Genomic DNA, 18,333 nt, shown 5'->3' with positions numbered 1-18,333 from the left:
TCAAGCTTAGTTTATTCAAGCTTAATTAGTAGGTTAAATTAAAGCATTTTAGCCACTAATCATATGTAGGTGCCACAGAATCCAATTTACTTATGCTCACTTATCTTAGATATAAACTAACTCTTTGTGTTGCTGTGATTGTAGCGACATCATTTTTAGCATTTTATATTTTTATCGTTTTATACTTTTAGTGTTTGATGTCCTATCAAAGCTATCCTTATCTATGCATATGCATCATAAATCTTTATAGATAATATATAACGATTCATGATTCACTATCCGCTCGCTTTTAACTGCCCTCGCTGTTAACTTTTAACAGTAACAATAGCAATGACTATTTAAATTATTCCACTATAAAGAATATAACGATGAATGGAATATAGATCTTAACTTTTGTTATTTGTCTAGTATGACAGAATAGTTTTGTCCAATAGAACATCACAACCGCTCCCTTTAGCATGAAATCTTTCTCACTAAACCTAGTAGGATTTCATCATGACCTCTCGAAAAAAACCGTCCCCTTCCTCTACTAACTCTACGCCACCATCTCCAGCTGCTACCGTCACATCTGACCCTACAGCACCTCCCTCCTCAGCGTTCGCCTCTTCTACCGCCAATCCAACTGCGAGCACCGCTGACGCCTCTTCCCTCCCCTTTACCCACCTTGACCTCACTNAAAAAAACCGTCCCCTTCCTCTACTAACTCTACGCCACCATCTCCAGCTGCTACCGTCACATCTGACCCTACAGCACCTCCCTCCTCAGCGTTCGCCTCTTCTACCGCCAATCCAACTGCGAGCACCGCTGACGCCTCTTCCCTCCCCTTTACCCACCTTGACCTCACTCAAGACTGGGTCTTTAAATGGATGTTCGGTCAGCTCGACCATAAGCACCTCCTCATCGACCTTCTCAACACCATCCTCGCCGATAAAGAGCCCCCCATCATCGATATTCAACTCAACAACACCGAACAAATCGGTGAATCCCTCGATAACCGCAACGTCATCTTCGATATTTACTGCACCACCTCTGATAACACTCACCTCATTATCGAAGTACAAAATATCGACCACCCCCACTATATTGACCGTACCTTAGCCTATGCCGTCACTGCCTTAAATAAACAAATCAAAGTCGGTGAGAATTGGCATCGCCCTTTTGACCCCGTCTACGTCATCTCCTTTATTAATTTTATTCAGTTTCCCAAAGAACCCTTTTTTACCCATGCTTCCCTCATCGATACCGATACCCATCACCCGNAAGACTGGGTCTTTAAATGGATGTTCGGTCAGCTCGACCATAAGCACCTCCTCATCGACCTTCTCAACACCATCCTCGCCGATAAAGAACCCCCGATTATTGATCTGCACCTCAACAACACCGAACAAATCGGCGAATCCCTCGATAACCGCAACGTCATCTTCGATATCTACTGCACCACCTCTGATAACACTCACCTCATTATCGAAGTGCAGAATATCGACCACCCCCACTATATTGATCGTACCTTAGCCTATGCCGTCACTGCCTTAAATAAACAAATCAAAGTCGGTGAGAATTGGCATCACCCTTTTGATCCCGTCTACGTCATCTCCTTTATTAATTTTATTCAGTTTCCTAAAGAACCCTTTTTTACCCATGCTTCCCTCATCGATACCGAGACCCATCACCCGATTAGTCATAAACTCAACTTAATTTTTCTAGAACTACCCAAAATCCAGAAAAATACGCTAGACTATCAGAACAGTCGCCTACACACTTGGCTATATTTCATTAAATTCCTTGGAGAGATGAAAACCATGCCACATCAATTTATTACTGACGATACCTTTAGAGAAATCTTTCGCAAAGCCAATGTGGCGAATATGACCGCTCAGCAAGTGGAGGACTTTATTCGCCAGAATAAATACCATTGGAATCATATGATTTCCCTTGATGTCAAATATAATGAGGGAAAAGAAAAAGGGCTCCAGGAAGGGATTAGCATTGGGAAAGAAGAAGAAAAACTCTCCACTGCTAAAAAACTAAAAGCGCGTGGCACAGATATTGCTCTTATCCATGATGTCACTGGCTTACCCCTAGAAATTATTGAAAAACTATAACTACGCAATCACTCAATCAGTCGTGTTTTTAAACAAAAAGGAAAATACATAAAAGAGAACAGTCTTTCCTGACTATTCTCTCTGCCCTTGGAGAAATGAAAACCATGCCACATCAATTTATCACTGACGAGACCTTCCGTGAAATCTTTCGCAAAGCCAATGTCGCTAACATGACTGCTCAGCAAGTGGAGGACTTTATTCGACAGAATAAATACCATTGGAATCATATGATTTCCCTTGATGTCAAATATAAAGAAGTTCACGAAAAAGGTATGGCTCTCGGCAGAGAAGAAGAAAAAATCTCTACCGCTAAAAAGCTGAAAGCTCATGGTACAGATATTACCCTTATCCACGATGTTACGTAAGCGTCCGGTGAATACATGTATTCATTCCTGCTAAATTGCGCGACACTATGGTTTTGTGTATGTTAGGAGAAATCAATGCCGTCTTTAATGCGTATCGAGACCGCCCAACGAGTGGGAATTCAAGAGCAAGCGTCTAGCCTACTGGCACTAGATAGAATCATCCTGGTGAGTGAGGCGACAGATTTACGAGCAGGGATGGATACCTTGCGCACTAAGGCAATTCAGCGCTTTGGTCAGGTAGCACCTCACGAAGCCTATGTGTTTATGAATCGCACGCACACGCTTCTTAAATTACTCATGCACGATGCGATGGGGTCGTGGCTATGTGTTCGTCGACTACATGAAGGACGCTTTCACGGTGCAGGCTCACGGATGAATCCGGCACTGTCAGCAGAACAACTGCAGGCCTTAGCCTTGGGGCTGCCTTGGCATCGTTTAGGTGAAGCCGGTATCTATCGTTATTGTTAGTTTGATCGTGAGCTAAGTGGGGCGATCTTGTCAATTAGGTATTCTCGGGATCGCTTATTTTATCGGCATAAGGCATACTACGTCTTATGCCGAATTCTTTTGCTTTTCTTTCCTCTGATTTATCCCAGTTAACTGCTGAGCAGTTGCGCGAACTCGTGCTGCAACAACAAGCCTTAATTGCTCAACAAGACGCATTGATTGTAAAAAAAGCAGCACAGGTGGAAGAAAAGGATCTGGCCTATCGTCGTGTTCTGAGCGCTTACGAACAAGTGAAGATGGAGTTGGCGATCTTAAGACGCATCAACTTTGCTAAACGTAGCGAACAGCTCCCTGACCTACAAGCGAAACTTTTTGAAGATGACGCCCATGAGGATCTGGCTGAGCTAGAAACGATGTTAGACAACATCGGTCAGCAATTAACGTCCATGAGTGGTCAAGAGCACACACCTCGCACACCGTCTCGTATGCGTTTGCCGGCGGAATTGCCCTCGGTGGATATTCATTATACGTTGGAAAGCACGAGCTGTGGTTGTGGTGCTGAGATGCGTCATCTTGGGGATGATGTGAGTCAGAAACTGGATTATGTACCCGGTACTTTTAGCGTGGAGAATCACATTCGTCCGAAATACGTGTGTGATTGTTGCAAGACCCTCAATCAAGCGCCGGTACCTCCTCACATCATTGATAAGGGGTTGGCAACGACCGGACTGCTGGCGACAGTACTCATCATGAAGTATGCTGACCATCTGCCGTTGCACCGTCAAGAAGCCATCTTTGAGCGCAGCGGTGTACGCATTGCCCGTTCTACGCTGGCGGATTGGGTAGGCACCTGTGGCGCACAGTTACAACCGCTCGTTGATGCTTTACGCCAAGAGGTGCTCTCGCATTCGGTATTGCATGCCGATGAGACCCCCATCACTTACATGCACCATAAAAAGGGCAAAACGCAACGTGGTTATTTCTGGGTCTATGCCCCGGGTGCTTATGAGCAGATGAAAGCGGTGATTTATGACTTTAAGCCAGGTCGCTCAGGCGCTCATGCCCGCGAATTCTTAGGCGATTGGCGCGGTAGTCTGATGTGTGATGATTACGCCGGTTATAAAGCCCTCTTTGCCGATGAGCAAGTGATTGAGGGGGGATGTTGGGCGCATGCGCGTCGCAAATTCCACGATATTTACCAAGCCAACGGCAGCTCAGTGGCTGAACAGGCCTTACAACAAATCCAACGACTTTATCACTACGAGGCCGAGGCCAGGAACTTAAGTCCACCGGAGCGATTAGCTCATCGACAACGCCACATGGAGCCGGCACTTAAGCAATTAGAAAGGTGGTTGCGCAGTCAGTTTGAGCTGGTGCCGCCGAACTCGGCGATCGCCAAAGCCATTCGTTACAGCCTGAACAATTGGCTTGCCTTGACGCGCCTCTTGGAAGACGCTCAACTGCCGATGGATAATAATGCGGTAGAGAATTTGATTCGTCCACTCGCGATTGGTCGCAAGAATTGGCTCTTTGTAGGTTCAGAGAAAGCGGGTCGACGTGCGGCTGCGGTGATGTCGTTAATTCAATCGGCTAAGCTCAATGGCCATGACCCTTATGCTTACCTTAAGGATGTGTTGGAACGATTGCCGACACAGAAAGCGAAGGACATTACTGAGCTTCTGCCTCATCGTTGGCAAGCGCCAAACGACACCAAGAATTAACACAATGCCCCGACAAAATCGGGGCATTGAACGTTTAAAAACGGAAGTCAATCGGAGTTCACCGGACGCTTACGATGTTACTGACTTACCCATAGAAACTATAAGCACTCTACCTAAAAATTTATTTTGCCTAAAAAGAGCATAGTGGATTGATATATTTCAACCCAATTTGTTCCTGTCTTCGTCATTGGGTCACCAAAAACACCCTAGATTTTGACCTAACCCATTGATTTATATGGAAAGTGTGTGGGTAACCCGAAAAAGTGACGAAAACAGGAACAAATATTTGCAAACATACTAACTCAATTGAATGAACAAATAGCGTTTATGACTACTTACACTAAAAACTTCCCATTAGGTTTAGTTGTAATCTTTCAATTCTATCCCTAGGTTTTTTCTGTATGGGGATGGCATAAGAAACAGCGACTATTCCTACTGGTAGCTTCCATTGCAAGGATAGACCTGCTGAAAGGCGTACATGACGAGCATGATAATTATCTAAGGTCAATGGATGTTTTACATTGCTAGTATCCCATACGTTCGCTACATCAACAAACAAAGATGTATGAAGCTTTGTTTGATATTTCTGAGGTATAAAGAAACTAGGAACTTTTAGCTCTATACTACCAGTAGCTAATGCATTGCCTCCAATAATATGTGTACTTTTTTGATTATAGAGAAGTGAAGATGTTAAAACTTTTGGCATAGCCTTTTGACTATATACCGCTTGTGGTCCTATCGCACCATAGGCAAATCCTCGGATAGTTCCTTGCCCTCCAGCTGTATAACGTTGATAAAAAGGAATATCGTAACCACTCATTCCCTTTGCATAAGCTAGATAGGTTTTAATACCCAAAACCCATTCATGCCTACTATCAATGGGATAAAACAATTGCATTTCTAGGCTACTTTTATAATAATGGTTTTCTGAACCTGGTAATGACACACTACCATCCACCTTAAAAGAGAATCCTTTAGTGGGAAGAGTTTTTTGATTTAAGTTGTTCCATGACCACCCAAGCAAAAAATCCAAATCATTACCTTTAAATACCCACTGATGTCGGTTTACACTTACCAAATATTTTGCCCGATGATACTCATTCGCTATATTTTCAACCTTATTTCTAGCGTATCGTATACCTCCATACATTTGAGTGTGTGTATCTAATGGAAAATTAAGTTTCAATTCAAGACCGTAAGATTTACGGCGATAAGGTGATACTGTACGTCCATGTTTATTATCAAAAACATCATAAAAAAAGACGGTATCTAAGTTTGCACCTTGAAAAAAGAAATTGGGTTTAACAATACCAATTTCAGCATTTTTTTCATAACGGTCATGTCTACCTGATACCCGCAAAGTGACATTAGTATCCCATAGATTGCGTTTAATAAGACTTAACTTAGTACTCACACCTTTATTACCATATCCTAGACCAAATGAAATAACGCCATCAGCAGAACTCTGCCCTTGATTATCACTACCTGTATCGGAAAAAATATACTCATCATATGGTAAAGTATTGTTGGTCGTTAATGTCTCATTTAATTCGTGAATATCAAGATTAATATCAACCTTGTCATCATTTAAATAACTAATGTTTGTTTTAACTTCTGCATGATTGCGTCGAAAATCATGGTAGTGAGCAACAATATGCTGTCGAACAATTTCTAATTTACTCTCATCAAATGAGCTACCTACAACTAGATTATTTAAGCGTAAATTATGTTCTATTGCTTCTTGCGGAATGGAAGAATTTCCCGAAATACTGATTTTTGATATGATAGAGGCGTGCACAAAGGATGAACCAATCGCAAAATCCAAAGTAATAAGCAGATAAAGTAACCTTCTAACCACCCTCATTATTTATCGCTCTCTTAGTGCTTGTTTAAGACGTGTAACTGGTTTTGTCAGATATTCAAAAACTGTTTTTTCTCCTGTTTTAATATCAACACTAGCCACCATCCCTGGAATAATGGGCATAGGTTTCCCATGCTTATCAGTAAGTACGCTTTCCTTGGTTTTAATTATCACACGATAATACACCGCATTATTGTTCAGTTTCAACTCACTACGATTCATCTTTTCATCCACCAAAGTATCCGGACTGATTAAGGCTACCTCACCACTCAACCCTCCATAGATAGCATAATCGTAGGCACTTATCTTAACTATCGCTTCTTGACCTGGATATATAAAGGCAACATCATTAGGTCGTATATAAGCCTCTACCAATAAGGTTTCATCAACAGGAACAATTTCAAGAATATCTTGCCCTGCTGACACAACACCACCTATTGTATTGATGCGAATATTCTTAACAATACCTTTAAGTGGTGCTCGAATTTTTGACCGTTCAACAGGATCAGCTCGCATAACCATATTCTCACGGGCTTGAGCTAATTCAGACTCAATTTTGACAAGCTCATTACTCGCCTCTGTTGTATATTTATGTTGCCGCTCAGAAATTTGATTTTGTAAATCTGCAGATTGTCGTTGCATTCGCAATAACTCAACCTGAGAGACAACACCTCGCTCAACCATCGGTTTAGTTATACTAATTTCCTTATCTAACAACGATTTACTTGCACGAAACCCCTTTACGGCTTCTGTCATTGCATTTAATCGTGTTTTATAGGCTGCCGTTTCGCGATCAATAAGCTCCTGCTCAATGCCATCAGGAAAACTAATAGGCTGTTGATAAGCTTCAGCTCGCAATCGAGCAATCATAGCCTCAAGATTATGAACTTTTGCCATACTTTCACGTAAAATGGCAGAGCTACGCGTATCATCCAGTTCAAGTAATACTTGTCCTTTTTCGACAAGATCTCCCTCCTTTACATGCATAACGAGTATTGTTCCCGGATCCAAACTTTGTACTATCTGTTCTCGGCTGCTTGGAATAATACGTCCCTCACCTCTAGAAACCTCCTCAAGTGGACTAAAATATGCCCACACGATAAAAGCCACTAAAAATACAGAAAAGAGCATTATTGTCAGAAAGTAGCCCGTATGTTGTTCTGTTTGTAACGCTGCATTTAAGTCATTTAATAGTCTCAAATCACGCTTGTTAACTTTTTCACTCATAGGCTGGTCATGCTGAAAATTACTCATCATTCCCCTCCTTAATAATAGGTCTAGTATTAGTACTGCTCTGTGGTTTGTTATCAGTAATTTGTCTTAACACCTCATCACGTGGACCATCTAAAATAACGCGTCCGCGATCAATCACAATTAAACGACTCACCAAATTTAACACTCGTTTGCGATGCGTCACGACAATCAGCGTTTTATCTTTAGTCCATTGAGCCAAGCCATTCAGCGCTTGCATTTCTGTCATTTCATCCAAACTGGCAGTTGGCTCATCTAAAAGAACAATACTAGGATGACGTAAGGTAAGTCTAGCAAGCGCAATGATTTGTTTTTGTCCTCCAGATAGACCTGCACCATCTTCTCCTAAAACCATATCTAGTCCTCGTGGATGTCGTTGAATCAATGGTAGTAGGTTAAAACGATTTAAGGCCATAAGTAACTCTTGGTCTGTAGAATAGCCATCAGTTCGTGCCAATGACAAATTCTCCCGCAATGTACCTAAGAATAGGCGAGGGGACTGATTTAAAAAAGCAATTTCATTTCTAACAAAATTAGGATCTAACTGTTTTAAATCCACACCATCTAATGTGACTAATCCCTCTTGCGGTTGATATAACCCAGAGGCTAATTTCAATAATGTGCTCTTGCCACTGCCAATACGCCCCAATATTCCAACCTTTTCTCCAGGTCTGATAAAAAGATTTAAACCTTGTAATACCATCGGATTAGACTCAGAGCGATCCGTTTCATATCTAAAAGTTACATTATTAAACTGTATAGCACCATTAACATGCTCTAATGACAGATAATTCCGATTTGATTCTCGCTCTATTGGTCGCTCAACAATACTATTGATAGCGATAAGTGCATTTCTCGCTTGTTGAAAACGAATTGCCAATCCTGCAATTTGCCCTAAAGGCGCTAATGCACGCCCTGATAATATCACTGAAGCAATGATCGCCCCCATACTAATGCGATCAGCAACATCTTCAGCATTCATTAAATAAGCACCTAATAATACCAAACCTACTGTATTTAGTTGTTGCATAGCTATAGTAAAATTAGTCATTAAACTACTAATAGTTTTGACCTTCATGCCATAATATGCTGTTGTCGAGGTAAAACTATCCCAATGACTTTGTGCCCAACTAGATGCATTATTTGCTTTCAATGTTTCTATCCCTTCAATTGCCTCCACAGCTAATCCTTGACGTTGAGATCCTTCTTTCATAGAGGCTAAGGTATATTTGGCTAAGAAGGGTTGAATCGCAAATCCCATTATCGTTACTATCGGAATAATAACCAATGGTACCAACGCAAGCTTCCCTCCTACAATAGCAATCACTACAATAAATAAAAGAATAAATGGCAAATCCACAAGCCCCAAAACACCTGCACTAGTCATAAACTCTCTGACAGACTCAAAATCCCTTAAATTATTTGCATATGACCCTGATGAGACTGGCTTTTCAGTCATCCTAAGAGACATCACTCGACGAAACAGAGCAGAACTAATAATTAAGTCAGCTTTTTTTCCTGCTACATCCAATAAAAACGCCCTTATTTGCTTAGCAACAAACTCAAAGCTAATGGCTAAAAAAACGCCTATAGTTAGCACCCAAAGCGTTTGATACGCTTGATTTGGAATAACTCTATCATACACATTCATAATATAGAGAGAGCTCATCAATGCCAGTATATTAATCAAAACAGAGCTTAGCAACACCTGAAAATAATAGCTTTTAAAACGCCACAATACTTTCCAAAACCATGCTTTAGGTAGCGTATATTCAGGTAATTCTGATCGATTATCTATGGTTATTTTAGGTTTGATAAACCAACAATAACCTATATATAGTTGCTCTAACTGAGCATGTGATAATCGTTGAACTGGCGCCCCCCCTTGATGAACTATGTAGGTTCGTTTATCTCCCAATCCTTCAATTTTTTCGATAACAGCAGCTTCTTCATTTTGCAGCAGTACCACAACAGGTGTTGATAAAGAAGGGATTTCAAGCAGCAAGCGTCTAGAAAGTGTGTTTTCAAAACCATAACTTTGCAAAACCGCTTGTAACGAAGAATAATTAATATCTAATTGGCTATTACGATTTACATTTGCAGACAAAGCCGCTTCGGAAATAGGCGTTCCCAGTATATGGGTGGCGATAGATAAATGCTTAAGAATACTGTTCATAGTTATGTTTTATAGGTTTTCTGCAAACCCTGCCCAGCTCGCAATCTTAGCTTGTGCTAACAGGTATGCAATAGTGGCTGTCCTAAACTCATGTCTTGCATCAACATAGGCATGCTCAATGCGAGACAAATCAGCATAAGCATCTAGCACTTCAAGGAGAGAGCGTCTAGACACCTTAAATTGCTCTGCATAATTTTTGGCAACATCCGTTTGCACACTTGCATGACGCTTAGAAGTAGCTGCTCTTTTCTGACTATTAACCATTTCTATTTTTGCTGTTTCATAACGCTCATTGATATCTCGTTCAAGTTGATCTTTACGAGCGGTAACCGAATAAAATTTAGCATTAGCATGTTGCGTATTGTAATGTGCGGGACGATTAAACAGATCCCATGAAAATGTAACAGCAATCTCACGATTATGACGTGTCGCTGTGCCTTCAAGATTTAATTGTGGTTTGGTCGCAGCATCAGCAACCTCAATATCGGCTTTCGCACTATTCACTTCTGCTTGTTGCGCTAAAAGACTGGGGTGCATATCTCTATTTGACTTATCATATTTTCTGAAAAAGTCCTCGGCTGTTTGTTTAGAAAAAGGGTCTTTAAGATCTTTTTCTTGAAGTTTGCGCGGGGTATATAAATTCAGCCTGCTTAAGGTTGTTTGCAAATGACGCTCCAAATCCAAAATCGTCGACTCTGCATTTAAATAGCGTGATTCAACTTGAGCAAACTCTGATTGACGGCCTCTATCATATTTTGCGACAACTCTTAAGTGATCTAAAAAAAGTTGATGTCTGCGCAAATTAGCTTGAGCGATAAATAAAGACTCTTTGAAATAAATCGCTTTTAGATAAAGATTAGCAATCGTACTACCTAATTCTTCTCGCGTTTCAAAAAACTTGTAATAGGCAAATCGTTCTTTTTCTTTATCTCTAGTAATGGACGACTCAATTCCTCCCCACGCATATAAATTTAATTTACTTTGTACCCCAATATCTGTTTTACGTCGATAGTCTGATTCATATTGATGATATTGAGTGAGTACACGTGATGAAACCAAGGAAACAGTCGGATAATGCATACTTTCCGAGGATTTACGATTTTGACTTGCCGCATCTTGCTCTGCTTTTGCCTCAAGTAGCCTAGGGTCTTGGCGTAAGGCAAACTGTAATACATCTGGCAAGGTCATCGCATTGACATCATTACTAACTATACTAGTAACAATCATAACAAACCCTAACAGTAACATTTTGTATTTTTTCATTAAAACCAACTTAAAAATCAAATCAATCGCCTAATCGCACTTCATATTCATTTTTATTATATAATAAAAGAAATGAATCTATCACTATTTTCCCCCTTAACAGTTATAAAGCTGAAGTTCATTCTATTTTGTTTAGCTTAATTGTAACATTTCTTGTCTTTTTTGATTTTGGGGCTGACGTAGATAAGATTTAAATCCCACACCATTTTCTCAATGTTTTAAGCTTTTGAGATGGTGTGCCGTAGTTAAAGCGAAACTCACATTCTTTGATAAAAAGATGAAAATGTTTCTTGTTAATGCCGTTGTACTTTCTAAGCACTCGTTTGCTTGATTCCAAAAGTTTTCGATACCGTTGATGTGATTAGAGTCTTTTGCAAATTCTTTGGAATGGTTAATTCTAAAATGCTTAAAATCACTCACATCAAGAGCATTATAGCTTTTGTAGCAGTCTGTATAAACAATACTATCAGGCTTGATTTTGCTTGTAATACTAGGCATCAGCGTATCGGTTTTGGTGTCTTTAACACAGGCGGTATAAACTTTGCCATTTCGCTTTAAAAGACCGAATACAGCAGTTTTGCCAGCAGCACCACGACCACGCTTGCCCTTACGGATACCGCCAAAATAACTTTCATCAAGTTCTATCTCGCCATCAAAGAGTTCTTTGGCTTCTTGGGCAAGATGATATTCTATCACAAGTCTGATTTTATGGTAAAACAATATGGCTGTATTGTACTGAACACCAAGCAAATCTGCCGATGTTCTAGCAGTAACTTCTGCAACAAAAAACTCAAGCAGTTTTAACTGTAATTTTTTACTTAATTTACAACGAGTTAGCTTCATATTTGCAGTATATCATATGTGCTAATCTACGTCAGCCCCTAAATAAATTTACTCACTATTTAATTTCCTAAAACAAAAAGCATACTTCTTTTGAAGTATGCTTTTTCTTGTTGACAAACTCTTATAGTTGATTTTGACGTGCAGGTTTTTATATGAAATCACAAAAAAATCAAGCTATTAGGATTCATTATAAAATACCTGCACGCCGAAAGTGCAACTTTATAGACAGCCTGAAGCATACTTCTTTTGAAGTATGCTTTTTCTTAAGTTAAAATTTTTAATGCTCTCTCTTGTCTACAGTGAGAACATACCTACGAGAACGATTAAGCACTTTTGGAGGAACTTCGCTACTGACGACGAATATCATTCATTTCATAGATGCCATGGGAAAGCACTAAAAGACATTATTCTATGAAATTTGGGATAAAATATTTCTCTGTTTAGCAACTCTTCCTTTCATGCTAATATTAGTTTAGCACCAAAATTCTTTCTGTTAACCATTAGCGCACTATCCTCTAAAGGTTGTCCATGCACAGATTCGCACCTCACCTCTTTACTTCACTTAAAACTCATCTCTCTTTCATTACATTATTAATGGGTGTAGGTTTTGCTTCATCTGGAATAATTACATGGATAGCGGCTAATTGGTCAGTGTTAAGCAATAGTCAAAAACTTTATGGCACTCAGGGTTTATTTTTCCTGTGCGTCATTATGAGTTTTTTTCTCTATAAAAAACAATGGTTCTCTGGCAGTCAGGGTGTTGCTTTTTTAAGTGTTGTCATCATTGGTGGCTTATTCGCACTTATCGGACAAATTTATCAAACAGGCGCCAATGCTTGGGAATTATTTGCTATCTGGTCACTACTACAAATACCTCTTATAGTTACTGTACCTAACCCTTTCAACCTGTCTTTATTAATCATTACGAGTACCTTATCTTTACTCTTTTATCAACAGTACATCTCATCGTTGATAGGTATTTCTCTACTAATCATTGGACTATTTTTTCTGACTGTTAGTGAAGTTTTACGGCATTTTACTGCAGACACCCAATGGCGATTAACGCAACGAATTAGTTCTTTTATTGTGCTATGTGGAAGCATTTATATATTAGAATCTGTCGCTATGCATAGTTTGATTATCGGACTGTCATGTGTACTATTATTTTTTTATACAAAGATTCTTAAAGATGTCGTTATTTCCACGATAGCGATATTAACCATTTTTGCCACTTTACTTACCTCAATCCTCAATCATTTTAATATTGATTTTGATGGTGAGTCACTACTCTTACTCAGCTGCCTACTCATCATAATGTGCATTGCTGGTATTTTTTATCTCCTCCATTATTTCCATAATCAGCAACAAGATCAAGATATACATTGGGCAATACAATCGTTATTTGTTATCTTAATGTCAATTGCTTTTATACCATTTGTCGGAGGGATATTATATTTTATCTCTTCTAGCGATACTGTGCGATTTGTCATTCCTGCTATCGGCTTATACCTTTGTGGTTTTTTCTTATACCAACATCAATCATCATTAATTAAAACACTATTTTCACAAGTACTCATTACTCTTTCCCTTGGACTCTTTCTATCAGAATATCTCTTATCCCAAACTCAATTTAGTCCCTTAAGCCTAACGCCAGATTTGTACGCTGAAGGATTCTCAATACTCATTAGCCCAGAGAATATTCGCTTATTTTTTTATATTCTGTTATCTGTGTTCACCTTTATTCGTATTGATGTTCTATGGATTCGGCTTTTATGCATAAATATGATGCTGTTCCTATTTTATGACGGCATCGCTAATCCAATGATGTTTCTTTATCAATCTAACCTTTTCACTAGCAGCCTTTTCTTAGTTTTATTTAATCCTCTTCTACTGACTCTGGTCAGTGGCGTTTATACCGTAAAAAAACCAAGTGTTCAAAGTTATGCTGTATTTCTAGGTCTGATTTTTTATAGCTTTATTACCTCACCTATCCAAGACATTATTCATAATATTAACGTGACAAGTTATGGCTTTAGCGACAATGACCATAATTTTTTTCATCATATCACTGGTGATTTATTTATATTCTCCGATAATCAACCGTTGGCTTATTATTTAAATAGACTTCCGCTGTACTTAATGTCCTTGGCTCCTGCGTTTACGATGCTCTACATAACTAAAGGATTAAGTATAGGTACCCGTTTACTCTCCATCACATTGGCACTGCTTTTTGGCGTTCTCTGGATTCTAAGCCCTCGTATGAACTTATGTGCTTGTATCATTTTATTGGCCTTCCCATTAACAAGAAGTGGGCTATTATGGCTAGCTATTACGGCTATGTTAGTTCTACTTTCCTGCTTTTACTACAACCTTGATACAGCACTTATTTACAAGTCTTATTTGTTACTCGGGTTAGGTATCCCCTTCTTACTCATCCTTACAGTTACTCGCCATCATTCATCACCTAAACCATTAAGCCTCCCCTCTTTCTCTCTACCTGCTTGGTCAAAAATTGGCTATATCGCAACGCTATGTTTAACATTAGGAATAGCTAATTATGCTATTAATCGCCATGAAAATATTCTCAACAATGGTCAGTCCTTAATTTTTAAACTTTCTCCTACTGATCCTCGTTCATTAATGCAAGGCGACTATATGGAACTGAATTATGAAGAGCTCACTGTTTCTTCTACCGAAGAACTGACTTACGCCCCCTCTTTCTGGCATCAATACGAGACATCTTATTTCCTGTTCACGCTTGATGACAAAGGAATAGCTCATACTTGTTCAATCTCATCCAGTTACCCAAAACACTTCGCTCATTGCCATCCAAACTTAGTGATGAAAGTAAAACGCGATTATAATGGTAGACACCACTTCCCAAGTCACCAATACTTTTTTGCAGAAGGTAAAGCTGAACATTTTGCGCAAGCAGAATATGGCGAATTCAAAGTAGATAAAAACGGAAATGCTGTATTAAAACAATTATTAGATGAAAATCTGACACCATTATAATTTTTTACTCACGTTATTCTTCAAGCCTACCTCTTATGCACAAAGATGAATACCCTCCATTTACGGTTAAATTCACCCCAAAACAACATAAATTATTGATTTTTAAATATTTTTCTTTACTTCACAATCTATATAGGTTAAGCTTGTCGTCTTTATTATGATTTTCATCGCTCCTACCTTCTTGGCCTTACCGTCCTAAATACATGCGGTAATTGGTTGTTCTGGTCGGCACGGTGACCGACTTATAGGAACAATATAGCCATGTCATTTGACACATTGGGCTTAGCCCCCGTATTACTTTCTGCTTTAAAAAAAGCAGGCTTTTCTCAACCAACAAAAGTTCAATCTTCTGCCATTCCTATGGCACTTGAAGGTCATGACTTAATTGTCACCGCCCAAACAGGTAGTGGTAAAACGGCCGCGTTTATGTTGCCTGCTTTACACAAAATGGCGATGCAAAAAACAAAGGATAAGCATCCTAGCGTACAAATGCTTGTTTTAACGCCTACTCGTGAATTAGCATTGCAAGTGGCTGAAGCAGCAAAAACATATAGTGACGGTCTTAAAGATTTACGTATTGCCACTGTGGTAGGTGGAATGCCTTATGGTGCACAAATTAAAGCATTATCCCGACGTGTAGATATTCTGGTTGCTACCCCTGGACGTCTCATTGACCATTTGCAAGCCAAACGAGTCAACCTTAATAAAATTCATAGCTTAGTCTTGGATGAGGCAGATCGTATGCTCGATATGGGCTTTATTGACGATATCGAAAATATTGTGGCACAAACACCAAGCAACCGTCAAACACTAATGTTTTCGGCCACATTTGAAGGCTCAGTCGCAAAACTAGCCGAAGAAATGCTTAACGAACCTCAACGCATTTCCATTGCCGATCAAAAAAATAAACATGAGAACATTAAGCAAACGCTCTTCTATGCAGATGATCAAGGACATAAATTCCGTTTATTAGACTTTTTATTACGTGATGCTGATTTAGAACAAGCGATTATCTTTACATCTACTAAACGTGGGGCAGATGATTTAGCTGAACGTTTAGAGGATGAGGGTTTTGCCGCTGCCGCATTGCATGGCGATATGAATCAACGTCAACGTACTCGCACACTTAACCTTTTGCAAAGAGGTCGTATCCAAATCCTAGTGGCAACCGATGTGGCTGCTCGAGGCATTGATATTCAAGGAATTACGCATGCTATCAACTACGACTTACCTATGCAGCCAGAGGACTATGTCCATCGTATTGGTCGTACTGGTCGTGCAGGACGCAATGGCTTAGCATTTACACTTGCCACACACAGCGAACGATTTAAGGTTCGCCGTATTGAGCAATTTATTGGTCAGACGATTGAAACTGATGTTATTCCTGGTTTAGAGCCAACACCAAAACCTATCAAAACAAAAGATAGCAAAGCTCGTGGAGGCTCTAGTCGTTCTGCAAATGCTCGCTCAGGTAAGGATCGTCAAACGAATCGTGAAAAAGAGAAGGCTCGTGATGGATTTGCGCGTCGCAAAGGCTTAACAAGCGATAAGCACCGTTCAAGCGATAAGGACAGTAATGCTCATCCTGTTTATCATGAGGAGACTCAAGAGTCTCGTTACGAACGTAAAGCGACTAGAAAGTCAATCTCATCTCGTGGCAAAGAGAATACTTTTGAAGCGTCTATTGACAATGCGAATCCGTTTAGTAAACCAAATAAATCTCGCAAGAGTCAGGAGCGTCCTATTAGTCGTTTAGACTTTGTAGAGGATTTTTTTGAGGGTGACTTTGAAGTGATTAGCGAAAAAGAAGCCAGACAAATTAAAAAAAACCTATCAAAAGACCAACCTAAATTTGCTGACTTTGAACGAGGCGCTAGAAGTAACAAAGCCAAATATAATCGTGATAATAAATCAGAAGGACGTGCGAAGAAAACACCAACATCAAGAACACGCTCTACTTCCGAAACAAGTTCAATAGCTAAAAAAGGTCGTCCCTCTACTCGTACGGAAAAAGGTTCATCAAGTACTCGTACAATAAGCCGAGCAAGTAAGGCAAAAACCACATCGGCAACTAAACGTAAGACATCTTCTCGTCATAAATGGGCGTAAATATGAGTGCTAATTTTCCTAGACCTGCACCAGATGCTATAGCACATAGTCAGCAATTCCTTCAATATATTACTGACTCATTGCACAATAAAAAAGAGTTATCTTTTGAAAACTGGATGGATACGGTATTATATAGCCCCGGCTGGGGCTATTACACGGGAGGATTGGCTAAACTCAGTGGCACCAATACACCGACAGAAAAATTAATCGGGGACTTCACTACCGCACCAGAGCTAAGCCACTGGTATGGTAGAACACTAGCCAAGCAAGTCGAACAAGTGCTTGCTGCCAGTGATAGCCAATGCATTTTAGAGTTTGGTGCAGGTAGTGGCAAACTAGCATTTGATATGCTTGAAACATTAAATAATTCAACTATTAACTATTTTATACTTGAATTATCTGCTGATTTAAAACAACGACAACAACAAACCTTGGCAAAATTTTCTAATCAAGTTAAATGGCTAGATCAATTACCGCCATCATTTTCAGGTTGCATCATAGCCAATGAAGTGATGGATGCTATGCCCGTAAAATTACTAGAGTGGAATGCTCAAGGCGATTTACAAGAAGTCTTTATTTCTCTGGATGATGTATCGAACATCCACTATGTTTTACATCCTGCATCAAACGAATTACAGCAACTATTTTCACAGCGTATGCCAACCCTCTCAGGCTATCGCACAGAGATTAACTTGCGAGCTGAAAGCTGGATAAAAGAATTAGGTAGGTGCTTGAATAAAGGTGGTATTTTATTAATCGACTATGGATTTCCTCGTCAGGAATACTACCACCCACAACGCCATCAAGGAACCTTGATGTGCCATTTACAACACCATGCTCATAGCAACCCATTAATTTATCCGGGACTACAAGATATTACCGCTCATATAGATTTCACCGCTATGGCAGACGCTGCATTAGAAGGCAACCTTGAAGTGTTGGGTTACACTAGTCAAGCGCGTTTTTTAATGAATTGTGGCATATTGCAGCAATTATCTCAGCTCAACCCCGATGATGTACATCACTATGCCAAAGAAATCGGTCCTGTACAAAAGTTATTATCCGAAGCAGAAATGGGCGAATTATTTAAAGTGATGTTACTAGGCAAACAGCTAGATATTGATCCTATAGGCTTTAGTTACGCTGATAGACGTTATACCCTTTAATTATGTTCTTCAAA

12 protein-coding genes and 2 pseudogenes are annotated in these 18,333 nt (G+C 39.7%); 8 read left to right on the top strand and 6 right to left on the bottom strand.

Annotation, left to right across the window (positions count from 1 at the left end):
- Positions 1 to 479: 479 nt before the first annotated feature.
- Complete coding sequence (locus BQ4443_RS12430) at positions 480 to 632, bottom strand: hypothetical protein (protein WP_162146575.1); 153 nt, start codon at positions 630 to 632, stop codon at positions 480 to 482.
- 225 nt (positions 633 to 857) lie between these two features.
- On the opposite strand from BQ4443_RS12430, the pseudogene BQ4443_RS12635 reads away from it, so the two are divergent.
- The 5 genes and pseudogenes from BQ4443_RS12635 to BQ4443_RS06240 form a co-directional block, all read left to right on the top strand.
- Positions 858 to 1,244: pseudogene (locus BQ4443_RS12635) on the top strand (Rpn family recombination-promoting nuclease/putative transposase); the annotation flags it as partial.
- 36 nt (positions 1,245 to 1,280) lie between these two features.
- Positions 1,281 to 2,102, top strand: coding sequence for an Rpn family recombination-promoting nuclease/putative transposase (locus BQ4443_RS12165; protein ID WP_371128784.1), 822 nt, complete (start codon positions 1,281 to 1,283; stop codon positions 2,100 to 2,102).
- A 95-nt stretch (positions 2,103 to 2,197) separates the two neighbouring features.
- Complete coding sequence (locus BQ4443_RS06250) at positions 2,198 to 2,467, top strand: hypothetical protein (RefSeq protein ID WP_143000569.1); 270 nt, start codon at positions 2,198 to 2,200, stop codon at positions 2,465 to 2,467.
- Between the two features lie 75 nt (positions 2,468 to 2,542).
- Positions 2,543 to 2,935 (top strand): IS66 family insertion sequence element accessory protein TnpB, encoded by a 393-nt coding sequence (tnpB, locus tag BQ4443_RS06245; protein WP_023950278.1) that lies wholly within the window; start codon positions 2,543 to 2,545, stop codon positions 2,933 to 2,935.
- Between the two features lie 86 nt (positions 2,936 to 3,021).
- Positions 3,022 to 4,635, top strand: coding sequence for an IS66 family transposase (locus BQ4443_RS06240; protein ID WP_143000556.1), 1,614 nt, complete (start codon positions 3,022 to 3,024; stop codon positions 4,633 to 4,635).
- Positions 4,636 to 4,975: 340 nt separating this feature from the next.
- Here BQ4443_RS06240 and BQ4443_RS06235 read toward each other — a convergent pair whose 3' ends face one another.
- The 5 genes and pseudogenes from BQ4443_RS06235 to BQ4443_RS06215 form a co-directional block, all read right to left on the bottom strand.
- Positions 4,976 to 6,499 carry a BamA/TamA family outer membrane protein gene (locus BQ4443_RS06235; protein ID WP_071058393.1) on the bottom strand — a complete coding sequence of 508 codons (1,524 nt, stop codon included), beginning with the start codon at positions 6,497 to 6,499 and terminating at the stop codon, positions 4,976 to 4,978.
- A 3-nt stretch (positions 6,500 to 6,502) separates the two neighbouring features.
- Positions 6,503 to 7,753 carry an HlyD family type I secretion periplasmic adaptor subunit gene (locus BQ4443_RS06230; protein WP_218118035.1) on the bottom strand — a complete coding sequence of 417 codons (1,251 nt, stop codon included), beginning with the start codon at positions 7,751 to 7,753 and terminating at the stop codon, positions 6,503 to 6,505.
- Complete coding sequence (locus BQ4443_RS06225; protein ID WP_071058392.1) at positions 7,743 to 9,923, bottom strand: type I secretion system permease/ATPase; 2,181 nt, start codon at positions 9,921 to 9,923, stop codon at positions 7,743 to 7,745. Before BQ4443_RS06225 ends, BQ4443_RS06230 begins: the two co-directional genes overlap by 11 nt.
- 9 nt (positions 9,924 to 9,932) lie before the next feature.
- On the bottom strand, positions 9,933 to 11,150 hold the full coding sequence (locus BQ4443_RS06220; RefSeq protein WP_176752457.1) for a TolC family protein: 1,218 nt from the start codon (positions 11,148 to 11,150) through the stop codon (positions 9,933 to 9,935).
- A gap of 226 nt (positions 11,151 to 11,376) precedes the next feature.
- Positions 11,377 to 12,029, bottom strand: a pseudogene (locus BQ4443_RS06215) (IS1595 family transposase).
- A gap of 528 nt (positions 12,030 to 12,557) precedes the next feature.
- On the opposite strand from BQ4443_RS06215, the gene BQ4443_RS06210 reads away from it, so the two are divergent.
- From BQ4443_RS06210 to BQ4443_RS06200, 3 genes are all read left to right on the top strand, one after another.
- A complete protein-coding gene (locus tag BQ4443_RS06210; RefSeq protein WP_071058390.1) occupies positions 12,558 to 15,044 on the top strand; it encodes a GDYXXLXY domain-containing protein in 2,487 nt (828 codons plus the stop codon).
- Positions 15,045 to 15,305: 261 nt separating this feature from the next.
- Complete coding sequence (locus BQ4443_RS12160; protein WP_083331885.1) at positions 15,306 to 17,153, top strand: DEAD/DEAH box helicase; 1,848 nt, start codon at positions 15,306 to 15,308, stop codon at positions 17,151 to 17,153.
- 2 nt (positions 17,154 to 17,155) lie between these two features.
- Positions 17,156 to 18,319: a class I SAM-dependent methyltransferase gene (locus BQ4443_RS06200; RefSeq protein ID WP_256330924.1), complete on the top strand. Its 1,164-nt coding sequence runs from the start codon at positions 17,156 to 17,158 to the stop codon at positions 18,317 to 18,319.
- Positions 18,320 to 18,333 lie beyond the last annotated feature (14 nt).

It is taken from the genome of Pelistega sp. MC2, from assembly GCF_900099475.1.
GTDB lineage: Bacteria > Pseudomonadota > Gammaproteobacteria > Burkholderiales > Burkholderiaceae_B > Taylorella > Taylorella indica.
The sequence above is the reverse complement of the archived record's forward strand: the minus strand, read 5'-3'. Positions and strand labels throughout refer to the sequence as shown.

What these genes read in the sequence shown, in the direction of transcription:
- BQ4443_RS12165 (WP_371128784.1), top strand. Translation starts at nt 1,281, where the DNA reads ATGTTCGGTCAGCTCGACCATAAGCACCTCCTCATCGACCTTCTCAAC.
- BQ4443_RS06250 (WP_143000569.1), top strand. Translation starts at nt 2,198, where the DNA reads ATGAAAACCATGCCACATCAATTTATCACTGACGAGACCTTCCGTGAA.
- tnpB (WP_023950278.1), top strand. Translation starts at nt 2,543, where the DNA reads ATGCCGTCTTTAATGCGTATCGAGACCGCCCAACGAGTGGGAATTCAA.
- BQ4443_RS06240 (WP_143000556.1), top strand. Translation starts at nt 3,022, where the DNA reads ATGCCGAATTCTTTTGCTTTTCTTTCCTCTGATTTATCCCAGTTAACT.
- BQ4443_RS06235 (WP_071058393.1), bottom strand. Translation starts at nt 6,499, where the DNA reads ATGAGGGTGGTTAGAAGGTTACTTTATCTGCTTATTACTTTGGATTTT.
- BQ4443_RS06230 (WP_218118035.1), bottom strand. Translation starts at nt 7,753, where the DNA reads ATGATGAGTAATTTTCAGCATGACCAGCCTATGAGTGAAAAAGTTAAC.
- BQ4443_RS06225 (WP_071058392.1), bottom strand. Translation starts at nt 9,923, where the DNA reads ATGAACAGTATTCTTAAGCATTTATCTATCGCCACCCATATACTGGGA.
- BQ4443_RS06220 (WP_176752457.1), bottom strand. Translation starts at nt 11,150, where the DNA reads ATGATTGTTACTAGTATAGTTAGTAATGATGTCAATGCGATGACCTTG.
- BQ4443_RS06210 (WP_071058390.1), top strand. Translation starts at nt 12,558, where the DNA reads ATGCACAGATTCGCACCTCACCTCTTTACTTCACTTAAAACTCATCTC.
- BQ4443_RS12160 (WP_083331885.1), top strand. Translation starts at nt 15,306, where the DNA reads ATGTCATTTGACACATTGGGCTTAGCCCCCGTATTACTTTCTGCTTTA.
- BQ4443_RS06200 (WP_256330924.1), top strand. Translation starts at nt 17,156, where the DNA reads ATGAGTGCTAATTTTCCTAGACCTGCACCAGATGCTATAGCACATAGT.